General features: G+C 67.6%; 13 protein-coding genes. 3 read left to right on the forward strand and 10 right to left on the reverse strand.

Going from position 1 to position 18,363, the window contains the following annotated elements:
* Positions 1-118: 118 nt before the first annotated feature.
* Together QSV35_RS05270 and QSV35_RS05275 are read right to left on the reverse strand one after the other, a co-directional pair.
* Complete coding sequence (locus tag QSV35_RS05270) at positions 119-1,273, reverse strand: Gfo/Idh/MocA family protein (protein ID WP_286287399.1); 1,155 nt, start codon at positions 1,271-1,273, stop codon at positions 119-121.
* Complete coding sequence (locus QSV35_RS05275) at positions 1,270-2,112, reverse strand: class I fructose-bisphosphate aldolase (RefSeq protein ID WP_286287401.1); 843 nt, start codon at positions 2,110-2,112, stop codon at positions 1,270-1,272. The genes QSV35_RS05270 and QSV35_RS05275 overlap by 4 nt, the downstream gene beginning before the upstream one ends.
* A gap of 107 nt (positions 2,113-2,219) precedes the next feature.
* Between QSV35_RS05275 and QSV35_RS05280 the strand changes: the two genes are divergently transcribed.
* Positions 2,220-4,211 carry a PfkB family carbohydrate kinase gene (locus QSV35_RS05280; protein WP_286287402.1) on the forward strand — a complete coding sequence of 664 codons (1,992 nt, stop codon included), beginning with the start codon at positions 2,220-2,222 and terminating at the stop codon, positions 4,209-4,211.
* Entirely contained in the window at positions 4,208-5,203 is a 996-nt protein-coding gene (locus QSV35_RS05285; protein ID WP_286287404.1) for a DUF4432 family protein, read from the forward strand. Before QSV35_RS05280 ends, QSV35_RS05285 begins: the two co-directional genes overlap by 4 nt.
* Positions 5,204-5,205: 2 nt before the next feature.
* On the opposite strand, the gene QSV35_RS05290 is transcribed toward QSV35_RS05285, so the two are convergent.
* Positions 5,206-7,335, reverse strand: a complete 2,130-nt coding sequence (locus QSV35_RS05290) for a hypothetical protein (protein WP_286287406.1) — start codon at positions 7,333-7,335, stop codon at positions 5,206-5,208.
* A gap of 218 nt (positions 7,336-7,553) precedes the next feature.
* Here QSV35_RS05290 and QSV35_RS05295 point away from each other — a divergent pair, with 218 nt between their 5' ends.
* On the forward strand, positions 7,554-9,530 hold the full coding sequence (locus QSV35_RS05295; RefSeq protein ID WP_286287408.1) for a hypothetical protein: 1,977 nt from the start codon (positions 7,554-7,556) through the stop codon (positions 9,528-9,530).
* Between the two features lie 943 nt (positions 9,531-10,473).
* Here the strand turns inward: QSV35_RS05295 and QSV35_RS05300 are convergent.
* From QSV35_RS05300 to QSV35_RS05330, 7 genes are all read right to left on the reverse strand, one after another.
* Positions 10,474-11,868: a glycosyl hydrolase family 28-related protein gene (locus QSV35_RS05300; protein ID WP_286287410.1), complete on the reverse strand. Its 1,395-nt coding sequence runs from the start codon at positions 11,866-11,868 to the stop codon at positions 10,474-10,476.
* Positions 11,869-12,051: 183 nt separating this feature from the next.
* Entirely contained in the window at positions 12,052-12,990 is a 939-nt protein-coding gene (locus QSV35_RS05305) for an alpha/beta hydrolase (RefSeq protein ID WP_286287412.1), read from the reverse strand.
* The gene (locus QSV35_RS05310) at positions 12,987-13,889 is read right to left on the reverse strand and encodes a carbohydrate ABC transporter permease (protein WP_286287414.1); all 903 of its coding nucleotides are present in this window, start codon (positions 13,887-13,889) and stop codon (positions 12,987-12,989) included. Before QSV35_RS05310 ends, QSV35_RS05305 begins: the two co-directional genes overlap by 4 nt.
* Positions 13,886-14,803 carry a carbohydrate ABC transporter permease gene (locus QSV35_RS05315; RefSeq protein WP_286287416.1) on the reverse strand — a complete coding sequence of 306 codons (918 nt, stop codon included), beginning with the start codon at positions 14,801-14,803 and terminating at the stop codon, positions 13,886-13,888. The genes QSV35_RS05310 and QSV35_RS05315 overlap by 4 nt, the downstream gene beginning before the upstream one ends.
* Before the next feature lie 16 nt (positions 14,804-14,819).
* Positions 14,820-16,133, reverse strand: coding sequence for an ABC transporter substrate-binding protein (locus tag QSV35_RS05320; RefSeq protein ID WP_286287417.1), 1,314 nt, complete (start codon positions 16,131-16,133; stop codon positions 14,820-14,822).
* Between the two features lie 74 nt (positions 16,134-16,207).
* On the reverse strand, positions 16,208-17,386 hold the full coding sequence (locus QSV35_RS05325; protein ID WP_286287418.1) for a mandelate racemase/muconate lactonizing enzyme family protein: 1,179 nt from the start codon (positions 17,384-17,386) through the stop codon (positions 16,208-16,210).
* Between the two features lie 201 nt (positions 17,387-17,587).
* On the reverse strand, positions 17,588-18,310 hold the full coding sequence (locus QSV35_RS05330) for a FadR/GntR family transcriptional regulator (protein WP_286287420.1): 723 nt from the start codon (positions 18,308-18,310) through the stop codon (positions 17,588-17,590).
* Positions 18,311-18,363 lie beyond the last annotated feature (53 nt).

Below are 18,363 nucleotides of genomic sequence, written 5' to 3' on the forward strand. Positions count from 1 at the left end.
TCCCCCCCCCCCCGCGGGGGGGGGCCCGGGGGGGGGGGGGGGGGGGGGGGGGCCCCCCCCACTTCCGATTCTATGGGCGTGCCTGCAGAGCTGCCTGGCACGTTCCTTCGTCACGCGGTCACCGGATCACCGATGTCCACCGCCCGCTCTCTCCCGCCGCTAGCGCGGCGTCGTACAGGCGGTGGGTGCGTGCTGCCTCCTGCGGAGTTGCGGCGCCGAAGCGGTCGCCCAGCTCGCCGGAACGCTCTGCCAGGTAGACCGCCCACATCTGCAGGATGGCGTCGGAGAATCCGGTCTCGAAGATGCCACCAGTGACGGTCGGCCACACCGACTGGCTCCCGGCTTCGATGGCCGTCCAGCCCTGTTCGCGGCCCACGCCTGGCACGTCGGCGACGCTCAGAACCTCGACGCGCTTCGGGTTGGAGGTCGCGAACCGGACACCGCCGGTCTTGCCGATCACCTCGAACACCCAGGTGTTCTTGTTGCCCGGTGCGATCCGCTTGGTCTCGACCGTGAGCGGGAAACGGCCGTCGGGACCGTCGACCCAGCCCCACACCGTCGCATTCTCCCATGTATCGCACTCCTCCAGCTCGCCCGTTGGGCCAGGTCTCTGCGGGACGAGGTTCTGAAGCACCGCCGTCAGCGACTCGGGCTCCCAACCCAGCCGCAGCGGGACGTGCCATGCGTGCATGCCGAGGTCGTTCATGACCCCGGCTTCGCCGCAGTACTTCGCCTGCCGCTTCCAGTTGATCGGCTTGCTCTCGTCGAGGTCACTGGAGTGCAGGAAGGCGCTCCTGACCTCGATGATCGGGCCGGCCGCGCCGGAGCGCACATAGTCGATTGCGCGCTGCGCGCCGGGGAAGAACGGCATCTCGCTCGAGCATCGGACGAAGCTCTCGGGGTGCTCGGCCAACGCGCTGAGGATCAAGTCGGAGGCCTTGGTGTCGATTCCGAAGGGCTTCTCGGCGAGCAGATCCTTTCCCGCGCGGATGACATCCGTGTAGATCTGCTCGTGGAGATCGTGCCGTACGGCCACGTAGACGACGTCCACGTCCGGGTTCGAGAGCAGTTCGGCGTAGTCCGTCGTCGTCTGGGAGACGGTGTCGATCTGATCGAACCAGGACAGCGCGGCGGGATTGATGTCGCACACGGCCGTCAGGCGCGGGCGCACGGGATGGTCAACGAGGGCCGGCCAGCGCTGGATGGCCGCGGCGATCTCGCGGCCCATCAGGCCGCCCCCGATGATTCCGATCCCCACGTTCTGCGCGGTCATCGGGCGACCTCCTCGAGCGTCGCGAGAGCGGAGTCGATCGAGGCGCCCTCGTGGAGGATCCGCATGAGCGCAGCGGTGATGCCGGCGGGGTTGGGGTGCTGGACGATATTCCGTCCGTACACGATGCCCGACGCACCGGCGTCGAGGACCCGTGCGGTGCGCTCGAGCAGAGTGCGGTCGTCGACGCGGCCACCGCCGCGGACCAGTACCGGGATGCCGTCGGCGACTTCGATCACGCGGGAGTACACGGACAGATCGTCCGCGGGGTCGGCCTTGATCAGGTCCGCCCCGAGCTCGACGGCCTGGCGGACCAGCGCAACGATCTTGTCGATGTCGCCGTCCACCGAGTACCCGCCTGCGTGCGAGTTGTCCTGCATGACGAGTGGCTCGATCATCAGTGGCATCCCGTAGCGGGTGGCCTCCTTACGGAGGGCCATGATCGAGCGGATGTTTGCCTCCCGGATCTCCGGGTGACCCGGCAGCTGCATAAGGTTCACACAGACGGCCACGGCGTCGAGGCGAACGGCCTCCTCAATCGCATTCGGCACATGATGGCTGAAGATATGGGTGTCGAGGGGATTGCCGTAGACGTTGGCGACATCCGTCCGCATGACTAGCGACGGCTTGTCCTTGCCCGGGCGGGCCTGCAGTTTGCGCGACTGACCTAAAGTCAGCTGGATCGCGTCCGGCGCAGCTCCGACCAGGACGTCGATGACGTGCGACATGCTCTCAATGCCGTCGATGAAACTCGCCTCCCCGAAGAAGCCATGGTCGACGGCGACGTCGAGCGCGCGCCCGGACAAGGGATTGAACAACCGGTTCAAGCGGTAGGGCGTCACTGCGATAACTCCTTCATAACCTGCCCGGGGCTTTCCCGAGGCTCACGACATGTGACAGAGTAGTGCGAAGAAACAACGTTGTCTATCGCGTCGTGAAAGGAGTCCGCGTGCGCAAAGTTGCGATCGCAGGACATATCTGTGTGGACCTGAGCCCCGGCCTGGGAGGACCCGCCGTGGTCGAACCGGGAGGCCTCGTCGACGTCGGCCCGCTCTCCATCGGGATGGGCGGCTGCGTGGCGAACACGGCACAGGCGATGACGCGCCTCGGCCACCCGGTCGTGGTCTACGCGACCGTCGGTGACGACGATCTCGGCAGTGTCGTGCGGCGCGAGCTGGCCGACTCCGACCTCATCGACGCGCACCTGCGGGTCGTTCCGCTCGCGACTTCGTACTCGCTCGTCATCGAGCAGCCCGGCGTCGACCGGGTCTTCTGGCATCACCTCGGCGCCAACGCCGCGGTGAGCGGATCAGAGATCGTCCTCGACAACCTCGACCTCCTGCACGTCGGGTATCCGTCCCTGCTCCCGCCGCTGATCGCCGACGGCGGCACTGCGCTCTCAGCGCTGCTGGGCACGGCGAAGGCGGCCGCCGTGACGACGTCCGTCGACCTGGCCGTCGTCGACCGCGCCTCGGATGCCGGCGCCGTGGACTGGCGCGCGCTGCTGCGCTCAGTCGCACCCGGAATCGACATCCTCACGCCGAGCCTCGATGACCTCACATCCGCGTACGGACTTCCGCGCGCCAACGATCTTGACTTGGCCGAACAGCTCGCCGACGAACTCATCTCGTGGGGTGTCGGCGTCGTCGCGATCTCGTGCGGATCGCTCGGCGTCGCCCTGCGCACCTCCGGGGCGGAACGGCTCCGCGACGCCGGGCGCGCGCTGGCCCCGCTCGCCGATCAATGGGCGGACGCCGCGCTGCGTGGTCCGATCACCCCGATGGCGTCGCTCCGGACGACCAACGGCGCAGGCGACGCCTCAACCGCCGGCCTCCTGTACGCAGTCTCCATGGGTGCGGGCCCGGCAGCGGCGCTCCAAGCGGCGGCGTCGAGCTCTGCGGCTCATATCTCAGCGATACCCGCCGCCGAGACGGTCTTCGACGCCGACGCTCACAGGCCCTGGGTCCTCGAGACGAACCGACCGCCGGCGCGCTTCTACCGAGGAGGCGCGAAGATCGCCGCTTTCCGCGGCCTGCCCGATGCTCCTGAGTACACACCCGAGGATTGGGTCGGGTCCACGGTAGCTGTGCGGGGGCAGGAGGAGCATGGGCGTGCCATTCTCGTGAACGGCCGGTCGGTGGACGAAGCCGTCCGGTCGGCTCCGCGCGAGTGGCTCGGCCACGCCCACGTGGAGCGATTTGGTGCCGACCCCAAGCTGCTCGTGAAGCTCCTCGACGCCGGGCAGCGGCTCCCCGCACATGTGCACCCCGACGCCGAGTTCGCGCAACGCGCCGTCGACGCCGCCCATGGCAAGGCGGAGGCATGGCACATCTTGGAGGGCGGGAGCGTGCACCTCGGGTTCACCGAGGATGTGGACCGCGAGCGACTGGGGGAGTTGGTCGCTTCCCAGGACACCAGCACGCTGCTCGGGATGATGCACGCCGTCGACGTCGCCGCAGGCGATCGGGTCTTCGTGCCGCCGCGGCTCGCCCATGCCATCGGCGAGGGCATCCTGCTCGTCGAGGTGCAAGAGCCGGAGGACCTCTCGATCCTCCTCGAATGGCAGGGCTTCGCGATCGACGGCGAGCGGGACGGGCACCTCGGCGTGGGCTTCGATCGGGCGCTGGACGCCGTCGACCGGAGCGCCCTGGCCGCGACGGAACTCGAGCTCCTGGTCCGGCGGGCCGGTGACGCGGCCACCGGGCTGCCGAGCGGCGCCGACGCCTACTTCCGGCTCGAGGCGCAGGATGTGCACGGCAAGGTGGAGCTGGGCGAGGGGTTCGCCGTGCTCGTCGTCACGGCCGGCGCGGTCACGCTCGCCTCGTTCGGCAACGCCGACCTCGCGCTGCGCTCCGGTGACACCGTTCTGGTTCCCGCCGGCGTACGGCGCCCGTCCCTCCATGGCGCGGGCGAGGTGCTCGTGGCGAGGCCGCCGAAGTGAGCGGCGCACCGTCGCTGGCCGAGCTGCGCGAGCAGGGGCTGCTCGCCCACGACACCGCCGTGGCGACCGTCGTCGAGCGCCTCGGCCTCCCGGGCTCGGCCGATCACGTCCGGGTGCTCGACGCGGCTGTGGCGGGTGGGCTCCGCTTCGACGTGCTTCCCGCGCGCGGGTTCGACATCGGGCGGACGGAGTTCGCCGGTCTCCCGCTCGGGTGGGTCTCTCCGGTCGCCGACGCGAGACCGCTCGATCGGCCCGCGGGGAACGCGTGGATCGATCGCTTCACTGGCGGCCTCGTGGCCACGTGTGGTCTCCTGCACATCGGAGGTGAAGAAGGCGGGAACCCTCTGCACGGCGATATCGGTCACCGGCCGGCCTCAAACATACGGGTCGAGCCGGCGCGTGGCCGATCGCTTGCCCGGCTAAGTGCGGACATCGATGCTGCGTCGGTGTTCGGCCCATCCGTTCGGCTGGAACGGACCATCACGAGCGGCCTGCGCGAGGACGGCGCGGCATTCTTGCGCATCGCGGATCGAGCGGTCAACACGGGCGCCGTCCCGGTGCCGGTCCGGATCCTGTACCACGTGAACCTTGGGGCCCCGGCGGTCCTCCCGGGGACCCGCGTGGCCGTGGAGGCCGGGCGGCACGTCTTCCGCCAGCCGGTTGCCGAAGTGCCCGAGTGGAGCCGGATGCCCGACCCGACCTCCGTCATCACGGAGGCGGTCGTTCTGCACGACGAGCCCGCCCGGTCGCACGACGGTTGGAGCAGCTGCACCGTCAGCGGAGGACGGCTCGAGGTCGAGGTGAGCTGGCGCGCGGACACACTCCCGTACCTCCATCAGTGGATCCTCCCCACGCGAGGGCGGTGGGCACTAGGGATCGAGCCGTCGTCGCACCCGATGTTCGGCGCGGACGTAGCACCAGCGGACGACGCTCTCACGCCCGGTGACGACCGCAAGTTTGAGCTGGCCGTCGCCGTGCGCGACGCGGCCTGAGCTCAGGCCGAGGCGGACAGCCATTCCCACGCGCCCGAAGCGAGCTGGAGGTCGACGGTCGTGCCTGCGCCGGTGAACCGGATCGTCGCCTCCTGCGCCACATCGGTGCCGTTGTAGGCGACGAACCGGCCAGGTGTTCCGGCCCGGCCGGGATCCGGATCCGCGTTCAGCACCATGACCTGCGGATTGTCGGACACGGCAAGAGCATCCCAGAGAAGATGCGCCCAATACAGCCAACCCGCGCCGTAAATCTCCTGCCCGATGGAACCGCCCGAGCGCGCGCCGTCCAGCATCGGGAGCTCCTCGAACGGAATGTGAGGGAGGGTGAATGAGTCCGGTTCCGACCCGAACGCGGGGAGGAATCCGACGTTGACGCGGCGTGCGCGGTCGAGCACGCGTAGGAGGCCGCGCGGGTCGCGCTCGCGGTCCACAACGCTCGCCAGGCGCACCGCCACCTCGACATCCTCGAAGAACGCGGGATAGACGATGCCCGTGCAAGCTTGGAACATGCCGATCCGGGCCCCGCGCACCGCGCCGACGGGCAGCGGGTCGTCATACCAGTACATGGCGCGGAGGGTCTGCGCGAGGAAGTACTCGCGGAGCTCGGCCCACTCTCCGCCGGGCTCCTGGCGCGCGAGCTCGTCCGCAGCGACCATCGCGTGGGGCGCAAGGACCGCCTCCTGCGGAACGTCGTCGATGTGCAGATTGGCGAGGGCGCGCAGCGCCCGCCTAGCCTCCTCGGTGTAGCGCTCGGGATCAGACTCGGATGCTGCGAGGCTCGCCATGAGCATCGCGTACGTCCCTGCTGATCCCGCGTTGCCTCCTGGTCCGAGCTTGGCGAGTGCGCTCTTGTCGAATGAGAGCGGGAAGTTGTATCCGACGCGGTGTGCCAACGGGATGAGCACCGACTCTATCTCGGCGAGGATCCGCTCGCGGAGTTCCGACTCCCCGTAGAGATACCAGGTGTCGGCGAGCAGATACACGTACTGCCACGTGCCCATCTCCGTCTGCGCGTCGTGGCGGCCGGAGAGGATGCGGGAACGTGGATCGGCGGCCTCCCGTGTGGCGAAGTCGTCGACCCGATCGGTAAGCTTCGCGAGCTCTGACTGCGCGGTCGTCGCGCGGAGGAGCTGTAACGGGCGGAGCAGCCAGAGGGCGGCATCGAGGCACGGCCCGTCGCCGTTCCAGGTCTCACCCTTGGCGGCGAAGGCGGCGGACCAGGCATCGGAGCGCGCGTCGACGTAGGCGAGCAGATAGTCGCCGAGGTCGTCGCTGCGCCATGCGAGGCCGTCGCTCATGAGCTCGCCGGCCGCGCTCGCTGCGGCATCCGCCCAGGCGCCCGGCGAGCCGTGCCACTCATCGGTCGGGGTGTCCACCAGCCGCAGGCAGTCCGCGACCAACTGCCGAAGGGCGTCCTGCTCGGTGGGGGAGACGCCGCCGAGATCGTCGCGCCGGCGGGCGGCGACGTACCAGCGGAGGACATGGCGTCCGCGAGGGAAGCTTCGCATCCGCGCCGGTGCCGTGCCGATGAAGCCGAACTCCGCAGACGGTTCCGGGCGGAATGACCGAACCACGCCGCACGTGTATTCGTAGAGGCGGAGTGCGGAGTCCTCCCCGAACCAAGTGGATGCGCCGAGGTCGACGAACAGCTCGAGCTCGCATCGGCGGTACGGGTCGAAGTAGTACGCGCCGGGGAAGTCGTTCCCCGCCGCGCTCCGGTTCCAGGTCGACGGCGCGGAGACGTTCGTCGTGAACCAGAAGTGATTACCGCGCTCGTACGGCGGGAGGGCCCCGAGATCGAACTGGATTCCCGGTTGCGGCGCATCGTGTCCGATATCGAAGCCGTCGGAGTCGATGGTCAGCTCGAACGCCAGCCACCCGGTGGTGGTCTCCACGGCAAGGCGCCAGACGAAGGGTCGGTTCGTTCCAACCCCGCTTAGAGTCGCGGTCGCACCCTCGACGCCGCGCGACTGCGTGGTCAGCGCGAAGGCTTCGCCGGAAAGGATCGGCGCCGGCACGGTGGCCGACGACCATCCACCGACGGCCGTCTTGACGTCGACCGAGATCGTCGTCCCTCTGGCGCTGGTACAGACGGCGACCCGGAACTCGCCGGTTGAGGAGGTGATGTACATAAAAGTCCCCGATCAGACGAACAACGTTGTTTAACTTTTCGGCGCAATTGTCGGGGAATGACGCGAGCGCGGCGATCGCCCTCTTGATCTCCGAGCGCGCGTGGCTCATGCTAGTGGGCGAAACAACGTTATCTCAATGAGGAGGAGCGCGCGTGGGCATTGTATTCACCCGACGGACATTCATCATGGGAGCCGCATCCGTCGCGGCCCTCGGGGCCGTGGCGGCACAGCGGCCGCTGGCCGCGTACGCGACGACGACGACATCGGTGAGTTTCGACGACTACGACCTTCACCGGTACGGCCACCTGAACTGGCAGCTCCTGACCGCGCGCTCGGTCGACGCGTCGGGACACGTGAGTGGTTTCACGTACGGCTCCGGCACTGGTCCGGGCCAGCGCCCGGACCAGCACGGTGTGACCTGGCCGGTGCCGTCGTACTACGACGCGACCCTCGGTAGTGGGGGCTATGCGGCCGTGTCGGCCTGGCCGATGCAGGCGCTCGCGCTCTACGCCGTCGCGAAGTCTGGTTGGGAGACCAGCGGGTGGAACGTCTACCAGGACATGGCCGAAGGGGCGGCCTGCGTCGACGACGCCGCGCGTGCTGCGATCGCTCTGGCCACCGACTACCTACGCAACGGCACGACCGCGTCCCTCACCGCCGCCAAAGCGCTCCTGACCTTCACCTGCCACCTCACCACGATGGAAGGCAAGGTATACAACTTCGCTTGGCTGGACGCCCCCTCGATCTATACGTGGGATCCCGCGGTGCAAGGCCAGAACGCGCACTACATGTACCGCACGGAGTTCAATCGCCGAACCGCCTATCCGGCCGCGCCTGGAGGCGATCGCAGTCTGTGGATGCAGTCCGCGCCCGGTCCGTGCGACCCTGCCGACCCCGCAATCATCACCAGTGGTGGTGCCCCCATCCCGGCCCCGCCATTCGTCTCCCACCCGGCCTACTCGATCTACATGGACGACCTCATTGCGACCAACGGCAGTGACGTGGCGGCGGTCTACAACGGTCCGCTCTATTCCGATGCGACAAGTGGACCGACGTCGTACCTGACGAACATCAAGAAGGACTGGACCACCAGCACCCACAACCTCGGTGCTAAGGACGCTCGCCAGCTCTGGGCGCTCGCGATGGGCCTGCAGATGATGCAGAAGGTCAAGGCGACCAGCCCGGGCGGAGTGTTCACCACCGACGACGCGTTCTTCGCCGCATTCCTGGAGAACCACCTCAATCGCGTCCTCACGAACTGCCTCCAATACGACATGGGAACTCTCGACACCCGGCTGGCGAGCTTCTTCCTTGCCGGGCTGAGTGAGTACTTCCGCATCCGGTGGATCGGGGCAGGCTACGGGACATACTCGGCGTTGGCAACGACGACCACCGGCTATGACGGGCCGCCGACGCAGTCGGCCGTGTACGCGAAGATCGATCAGGCCATCAACCGCGTGATCGCCACCCAATTCGTCGGCTCTTCAGGCGATTGGCGGAACGGCATCTTCATCGATGATGCGACCAGCGGCAATTGGCAGGCGTGGGGCCAGGTCCAGATCTATGCGTTGGCGCGCGCCTACCGGCTCAAGCGTGATCTGGGACAGACCGACGCGGCTCTGGGAAGCTTCCTCGACATCATCAGCTACTCTGCCGACAACTTCTACGGCATGCAGGCGTACCACTATGCAGACGTCACAGGGAACAATCGGCGTACGCGGGAGCGGATCCCGAGCATCACCGGCTGGGCGGCGAAGTTCCAGACGAACGACACGCAGATCGTCTACCACAACTCCTCGATAGTGGCCGGACTCATCGAACTCGCCAAAGCCTGGGAGCAGTCAGGGCGCACAACGGCGACCACGAGGCGGGATGCTTACCTTGAGCAGGCGCGAGCCGCCGCCTCGTGGTTCATTGGGAACAACTCGCTCATCGACAACAGCCCGAACATCACCTGGCCGATGTGGGCTGCAAAGACCGCCGATTCATCGTCCACGCCGGGCGGATCGGGGGCATTCCTGGACCAGATCACAGTGAACCCCATCCTCTCCGGCGGCACATGCACGACATCGACGCCCGCACGCAAAGCGGACGCGGGCGGCGAGTCGACAGCGGAAGGGCTGTGGGCGATGGTGTTGATCAAGGACGCGATCGCGACGTACGGGTTGTCGCCGGTCTACTCGTTCGATCTGTGACGCGAGGTCCAAGAGCGGGTCTGCTCCGCCCGACTGTTGACATGTTGACCTAGAGATTCGGTGTGCGGCCTCGCCGATTCCAGGGGCGAGGTCGCTACCGGGATGCGAGGACGACTGAGACGAATGGGACTCGCAGTGATTGGCGCGCGTTGTGTTCAGCTCGGTCGGCAGCTCGCGCAGTAGGCCGCGCAGAGTCCGAAGCTTTACAGATCCATCGCACGCGATGATGCGGTCGAAGGCCGTGATGCCGACATCGTCGTGGACATGAATCCTGCTGACGGTAACGTGCTCATGCAGGCAAGGGGTTGATGAGCCGTGCGGCCAAGGAGGGGTATTCGACCCGCGTAAGAATCGCGTAAACCTGAGCGACCCCGAGTGTTGCTGAACGTCGCCGAAGAACGCGGGGATCCGCGCTGAATCAACGCGTACGCGCCCGACCGAGTCCGGGCTTAACCCCCACGGCGGGGTTCAAATCTCTCCGTCTCCGCGATTCAGCGTCGTTCGGCGACGTTCACGCACGTTGAGAGACGGTCGCCCAGATTCCACGCGTGGTCTGGGGTATTCCCAATCGCGAATACGTTGGCGATGTGGTCAGGGCAGTTGAGTGTCTGCCCGCAGATTGCTCAGGTGCGTAAGGCTTGCGTAAAGAAGACCGAGGGATAACATCCCTCGGTCTTGTAGTGCAGTGCGGCTTGCGAATGAGAGACCAGTGTGAGCCGGTCAAAATCGACGGCACCTTCGGAGTTGCGGCTGAGCATGCCTGCCGAGCTCGCGAGGTGTGGCCAGCTGCCGATCTGCGCACGCTCGAGTAGCTGTGCACCGGACCGCCTCATCGTTCTTCCTCAGAGTTGCTCCGCAAAGTCCTCTTGCAACGCGTTGTTGCGACCTCACCCTTGAACGTGAGCCTGCGTTGCCAATGGCGACGCAGGCTCACGTTGGCGCGTCACGCGCCGAGATTGAGATCCACGACCTTTGAGGATCCGCCCTGGTCGACTAGGCCCGCGGTGCCGTTCGACGTCAGGTTGTTCGAGGTGACGATGTAGTCGTTCACATCCGGCGCGATCTTCAGCCCGACGCCGGTGGGTTTGGCGCTGGGGTAGGCGCCGTTCGTGCGCATCGAGTTCCCGCTGATGACTGTGCCCGTCGCGCCGCCTGACAACAGGACGCCGTAGCCGCCGGACGTCCCCTGCCCGTTCAGGCTGATGTCACTGCCGGTGATCGTCCACGATCCTGACTCGGCGAAGATGCCGGATCCGTAGCCGTTGAACATCTTGCAGCCCGCGACGGTGATGTTCGACGGGTGCAGGATGGCGCCGGGGTGCACCCGGAGGAGGCATCCGTCCGGATGGCCGGCCTTACCGTCGAACCCGGAGTTGCTGAACCACGTGTTCTGGAACGCAAGGAGATAGACGCCGTTCTGCTTCACCTCGACGTTGTGCCGGTATGAGCCGTCGAGCACGGCGTCGTTGAAGAAGATCTCGCGGTTGGCGCTGCCGGCGAGCGCGTCGTCGATCAGAACGTTCGTCCCGTTGAGGTAGCACAGGAACTCGTCGAAGTAGACGCCGCCGACGCCTCCGCCGACGTGCACGCCGATGGGGGTGAATGAGCAGAGCGTGCCGCCGGTGATCCAGATGTCGGCGCCGACTTGGTTCCCCCAGCAGATGATGCCCTTGTTCTGCGACTGGATCTTGCAGTTTTCGACGACCACGATCGTGAAGTCGTGGAAGCTGAACGAGTCCCACAGGTTGTTCGGGTCCGAGTAGACGCGCGAGACGGCGTGGACGTTGCAGATGCGCATGTCCTGCACGCCGTCCATCGCCAGCGCCGCACCCGCCGTCTTCTTGATGGTCGAGATTATCGCGAAGTCTGTGAACAGGCCGTTGGCGACGAGCGGGGCGGATGCCGACGGCCGGGCGACGCGCACGATGTCTCCAACGGCGAACGCCCCCGCAATGATGCTCGACGCGCCCTCGCCCTCCACGGTCATCTTCGCGCCGGTGACGATCAGCGTCGCCGTCGTCTTATAGGTCCCGGACGGCAGGTACACTGTCCCGCCGCCGGCAGCCTGCGCGGCGTTGATCGCGCTCTGGATCGCCGTGGTGTCGTCGGCCGTGCCGTTGCCCTTGGCGCCGAAGTCCTGGACGTTGTACACCGCATGCGTTCCCTTTGGGTCGGTGGATTTGGCCGCCGGCTGTGCCGCGACAGCAGGGGCGGCGGTCCCCACGACCGGCAGCAGAGCCGCGGCGGCGGCGACGCCACTGACGGCCGCACGGCCGAGGAACGCCCGGCGCCCCGTGGCGCCGGGCGTGGGCTGATCTGCGACGTGGTCTCGATTCATGGCTTCTCCTCCTTGAGCTAGCTGTACGAAATGTATCAGATAGGTTGATCATGTGGTAGGGCAAATCAGCGCTTCACGGATCGTGCAGAACCGGGAACATCTGCGGAATATAAGGGCTGCACGGAGAGAGATAGTCGCCGTGCGATCGGTGAGCAAGGTAGACCGAGGTGGTCCTTTGGCGGTCTATCTATCAGATAGATACCCGCGCAGGAAGTCGAGGCGGGCCGCAACGGCCCGTTGTGCGGTGCGGGTCTCGGTCAGCCCGTCGAAGCCGTGGAATGCCCCCGCCCACAGATGCGCCTCTACTGGCACGCCCGCGCGGCTGAGGCGTGCCGCGAAGTCGAGCTCCTCGTCGCGGAACACGTCGACCTGCCCGATCTCGATGAAGGTCGGCGGGAATCCGCGGAGGTCGCCGACCCGCGCGGGAGAGGCCTCGTCCGGGACGCCGTCGACGCCGGCGAGGTACATCGACCAGCTGAGCAGGTTCGAGGGCCGGTCCCAGAAGTGGGCGTGCTCGATCTCGTACGTCGACGGCTGGGCGTTGCGGTCGTCGAGCTGCGGCTGCACGAGCGCCAGGGCCGACGGCAGCGTCTCGCGCCGCGCAAGCAGACGCACCATGAGCCCCGCCGACAGCAGACCCCCGGCACTGCCGCCCATGACGACCAGTCGGTCCGGATCGACCTCCGCCCACAGGCCGCCGCCCGCCAGCCACCGCCAGACGGTGTGTACATCGTCGAGACCGGCCGGGTAAGGGTGCTCGGGGGCCAGGCGGTAGTCGGGGACGACCATCGCGCAGTCGAGGTCGAGCGCGATGCGCGTGTTGACGGTCAGCACCGAGCGGTGGCTGCCGGCGACGAGGCCGCCGCCGTGGACGTTGAGGATCGCTCCGCGCGCTCTCCGGTCCCCGGCGGGCAGGATGACGATCACGGGAACCCCGTCGACCGTGCGCTCGTCGATGCGGGCGCCGGTCGCCGCCCGCACGTCGTCCACCGACTCCTCGTACTCGGCCATCGCGGCGCGCAGGCGCTCGACGCCCTCCACGCCGTCGAGGAAGGGGCGGTCGGGCTCGCCCTCGGGGAGGAAGGCGGCCAGCTCGACGTCGAAAGGAGGATGCGTGTTCACTTGAGCGCCCCCGCGACCATTCCCTGGGTGATCTGGCGGTTGAAGAGGATGAAGAGGAGGAACGGCAGCGCGGCCGACATCAGCAGGCCTGCTGCGATGATCGCGTCCTGGACGAGCGTCGGGTTCTGCACGCTCTGCCGCAGCAGCGTGATCGCGACCGGCAGCGTGCGCTGCTCCGGCGACGACATGATCAGGAGGGCGAACAGCAGCTCGTTCCACAATCCGAGGAACGTGAAGGTGCCGAGCGTGATGAACGCGGGGCGGGCGAGGGGGACGGCGATGCTGCGGAAGACCCGCCACGGCGTGGCGCCGTCGATGCGGGCCGACTCGACCAGCTCCTTCGGCACGGCCATGAAGAAGGTCGCCATCATGTAGACACCGGCGGGGAGGCTGAGACCCACGTAGAGCAGGACGAGACCGGGATACGTGTTCACGAGGCCGAGATCGAGCACCACCTTGAAGATCGGCGGGATCAGCACCGTCACCGGCAGCACCATGATGATCATGATCAGGCGCAGCAGCGTCGCGCGGAACAGAAAGCGCAGGAACGCGAACGCGAACCCGGCCATGCAGCCGAGGATCACGGTGAGGATCGTCCCCGCGCCCACGACGATCACGCTGTTCACGAACGAGACGCCCAGGTCGCCCGACAGCGCCGTGACGAAGTTCTCGAAGGTCGCGGGGATGGGCAGGCCGAGCTTGTTGTCGACGTAGTCGCGCGGGGTCTTCAGCGAAGTGAAGGCCATGAAGACGAACGGGTAGATCGTCGAGGCGGCGATCGCCGCGCACACGACGACGACCGTGAACCGGGCGGGGGAGAGCCGGCGGCGCCGGCGTCGCGGCCGGTAGCTGGGCGCGTCGTCCTCGACGTGCACTTCGGGAGAGAGCAGAGCGGTCACAGCGGTGTTCCTGAGTCGTCGAACATGAGCTCTCCCCGGCGGCGCGAGACCCGCAGGAAGACCACGAGGAGGATGCCGATCAGCAGGAACAGCGTGATGCCGATGGCGGTGGCGTAGCCGGGCGCGCCGTAGCGGAACGCCTGGTTGTAGATGAAGAGGTCGACGGTGGTCGACGAGTAGCCGGGTCCGCCCTGGGAGAACGCGTAGCCGAGCACGATGGCGGACGAGAAGGCCATGATGACCACCATCACCGTCCAGTACTCGAGCACGCCGCGCACTGACGGGACGGTCACGTACCAGAACCGCTGGCCCCAGTTGGCGCCGTCGATCCGCGCCGCCTCGTAGAGGCTCTCGTCGATCGACGAGAGGCCGGCGCTGAAGAGCAGCACGCCGAGCCCGAACGTCGACCAGATCAGCATGCCCGCCACGATCCACATGACGAGCGTCGTGTCGACGGTCCAGTTGTTCGTGAGGGCGCCGAGCCCGATGGAGCGCAGCGCGATGTTCAGCGGGCCGTCGGGACCGAGGATGATCACGAACAGCACGCCGATGACCGCGGGGGACACGAGTACCGGCAGCACGTAGGAGATCTTGAAGAACGACGCTCCGAAGATGCGGTCCTGGATGACGGCGGCCAGCAGCAGCGGCAGCAGGATCCAGACCGGGGCGAGGAGAAGGATCTTGCCGGTGTTGCCGAGGGCGGTGAGCAGGATCGGGTCGCTCAGCATCCTGGTGAAGTTGTCCAGGCCGTTGAACACCGGCGGGCGGATGCCGTCCCACTGCGTGAAGGCGATGAACGCCCCCTGGATCACCGGCCAGATGCGGAGCAGGACGATGATGAGCAACGCCGGTCCGAGGAACAGCAGCAGCGTTCCGATCGACGAGTACTTCCTGATTCGGCGCGTGCCCATCATCGTCCTGTCTTCCGTCTTACTGCGGGCCCATGAGCACCGGGTACTGCTGCTTGCGCGAGTCCTCGGTGGCCTGCAGGGCGTCCTTCAGGCTCGTCTGCCCGAGCATGACGAGCTCGAGCTGGGTCTGATAGATGTCGTTCGTCTTCGCGTCCTGCATGTTGTGGACGGGGAGGAACGTCTTGGCGCCATTCTTCAGCATGTCCACGAGCGGGGTCGCGCCCTGGTGGGTCTTCAGGAACTCGTCGAACGTGACGCCGCTGTTGTTCGGGAAGTAGCTCGCCTTGTCGAGCCGCTCCTGCTGGTACTTCGCGCTCTCCTGGAAGAGGGCGAGCTCGGCGGCCAGCTTCTTGTGCTGCGAGAAGCTCGTGACCGCCCACACGTTCATGGCTCCCGCGGGCAGGAAGTCCGGCGTGCGCGTGTTGGCGATCGACGGGATGAACTTCACGTCCGGGCCGATCTTCGGGTCCTGCATGTACGCGAACTGGCTGTAGATCGTGAACTGCATCGCCGCCTTGCCGTCCTGGAAGGCCTGGAAGCCGTCCGGGTACCACGGCGTGGCGGGCATGTTCTTGTCGAAGCACTTCCCGTCGACGAGCTTCATGACCCCGGCCGACGCGTCGGCGAACGGCGCCTGGTTGAAGGGCGCGGTGTAGGTGGCCTGCTTCTGCGCCTGCGCCGCGGTCGCGGTGCCGGCGTAGAGGGTGGAGGTCGTCCAGCCGCTGAGGTAGCCCTCCTTGTTCCCGCCGCCGATGGGGGTGATGCCCGCGGCATTGAGCGCGGTGCACGCCTTCAGCAGGTCGTCGACCGACTTCGGCGGGTTGTTCGGGTCGAGTCCGGCCTGCTCGAACAGCTTCGTGTTGTACGAGAGGCCGAGGCCCTGGAGCCCGAGGGGCACGCCGTACGTCTTGTCGTCGAACGTCACGCCCTCCCAACCGCTGAGGCTCGCGCGCTGTTCCTTCGAGATGTACTTGTCGATCGGCACGAGGGACGGCTTCAGGGTCAGCACGTCGCCCCAGGCCCAGATCATGATGAGGTCCGGGCCGCTCTTGGACTGCGCCGCGGCCTGCATCAGCTGGTGGATGGCCGCGGGGTCGGCCGGCTGCGCGATGCGGTCGACCTTCGCACCCGGGTGGTCCTTCTCGAACTGGGCGTCGACCTGATCCATGACGGCCTTCCAGTTCTTGTCTCCGCCCACGAGCAGATCCCAGACCTTGATGGTGCCGGTCATCGACCCGTCGTCGGACGTCGGGCTGCCGGATGCTCCTCCGGAGCACGCTGCGAGCCCGAACACGGCGGAGGCCACGGCGGCGATCGCCAGTGACCGCCTCATCTTTCGTTGCATTTCCACTCTCATTTCTCTTGGTGCGCAGGGGTTGCGCGGGTGTCTCGACTCGATGAAGAAGCTCAGTCGGCGGTCGCCGCCGTCAGGGCGGTGCCCTCGCGGCGCTCCCACCCGACGGCGAAGAGGTTGAAGGTCGCGCCGTTGCTGGGGTGCTCGGCCGCGAGCTCGCGGTCGAGGCGCACGCCGAGCCCGGGGCGGTCGGGAACGGTGAAGCCGCCGCTCGCGGCATCCACGGTCATGGCGCCGTCCACGAGGTCCAGGACCCACGAGTCGGCGAAGTCGTTGAAGTGCTCGAGGATCTGGTAGTTCGGCGTCGCGACGCCGAAGTGCACGTTCGCGGCGGTGCCCACGGGACCGCACACGTTGTGCGGCGCGAGCGGCACGTTGTAGGCCGCGGCCCACGAGGAGACGCGACGGATGCCGGTCAGCCCGCCGAAGTGGGTCATGTCGACCTGGAGGGTGTCGACGAGCCCCTCCTCGAGCAGCGGCGCCAGCTCTTCGAGCTCGTGCACCCGCTCGCCCGTCGCGATGGGAATCGGCGTGGAGCGACGGACGTTGCGGAGGCCGTGGATGTTTCCCGGCGGGACCGGCTCCTCGATCCAGGTCGGGGAGAGGTGCTCGAGCGCATCGGCGACGCGGATCGCGGTCGACGACCGGAAGCGGCCGTGCATCTCGATCATGATCTGGGTGTCGTCGCCCACGGCGCCGCGGACGGCGTCGACGATCCGCACCGAGCGCGCGAGCTCGGACGCCGTGAGGTCGGCGGTCGCCGCACCGAACGGGTCGAGCTTGAGGGCGCGGTAGCCGCGGTCGCTCACGTTCCGCGCGAGGGCCGCGATGGACTCCGGGTCGCGGTCGCCCTGGTACCAGCCGTTGGCGTACGCCGGCACGACGTCGCGGAACCGGCCGCCCATCAGACGCCACACCGGCTGCCCGCAGGCCTGGCCGATGAGATCCCAGCACGCGATGTCGATCGCGGCGAGGGCCGATTGCGCCACCTCGCCGGCGCGCCCGTACTCCTTCCAGAGCACGCCCCACGCGATCCGCTCCAGATCGAACGGGTCGGAGCCGATCACGTACCGGTCGCCCAGCTCGCGGATCGCGGCGAGGAGCGTCTCGGTCTTGTTGACCATCCGCACCTCACCGACCCCCACCCGGCCGTCGTCGGTCAGGAGTTCCACGAACGTGAGCTCCCGCCAGGGGGTGCCGACGACCGTCGTGACGATCTGCGCAATCTTCATCGATTCACCTCATGTTGCACCGAGCGGACCGTTCCGCGCGGTTGGGTCGAAAGTATCAGATAGGTTTTCGCCGAGTCAACAATAGGTTTGAGAACTTTCGCGGTCCGGGTGTGCGGGGACGGGCGAGAGACGGCGAACCGCCCCCGTCGCGGGGACGGAGGCGGTGTCGGGGCGGGGCGGGGGTGCGCCGGCCGGTGCGGCTCAGCGCAGGGCGGCCGCCAGGTCCTTCTCGGTGCTGCGCAGGTGGCTGCGCATGGCCGCGGCCGCGCCGCTCTCATCGCGCCGCTCGACGCAGTCCAGGATCTTCGCGTGCTGCTCGAGCACCTCGTCCAGACGGCGGCCCAGCAGTTCGTGGCCGATCACGCTCTGGACGCGGGAGGAGCGCTGGGAGTCCGACAGCTCCTCGATCAGGATCGTGAGGAGCTGGTTGCCGGTGGCGGCCGCGAGCAGCTCGTGGAAGTGGACGTCCGCCTCGTTGAACTCGGCCGGCGTCTCGATGTTGCGCCGCATCTCGTCGATCGCCGACTGCATGGCGCCGATGCTGGCGCGGCTGGCGTTCCGGGCGGCCAGCACGGCGATGTGGACCTCGAGCGCCTGCCGCACCTCGAGGAGGTCCAGCAGTGCGCGCGGATCGCGGCGGATCGCGTTGCGGAAGAAGTCGCCCACGCCCTTGCCGTTGGGGGAGGCGACGACGGGCTTGCGTCCGTTGTGCACCTCGATGAGCCCGCGGGCCGACAGCTGGCGCATCCCCTCCCGGACCGTGAGGCGGCTGACGCCGAGGTCCTGCGCGAGGGCGCCTTCGGAGGGCAGCTCGTGGCCGGGCTCGAGTTCGTCGAACACCAGCTCCTCGACGCGTTCGACCACACGCGCCATGGCACTGGTCGCGGCGTCGCCGTCGTCGCCGGCCGACCTGTTCTGGCTCATTCGCATCCCCTGTCCGAGTTTCCCTAAAGGTAGTGCCCCTTGCCGGATGGGCG

This window comes from Microbacterium candidum, from assembly GCF_030315975.1.
Lineage (GTDB): Bacteria > Actinomycetota > Actinomycetes > Actinomycetales > Microbacteriaceae > Microbacterium > Microbacterium candidum.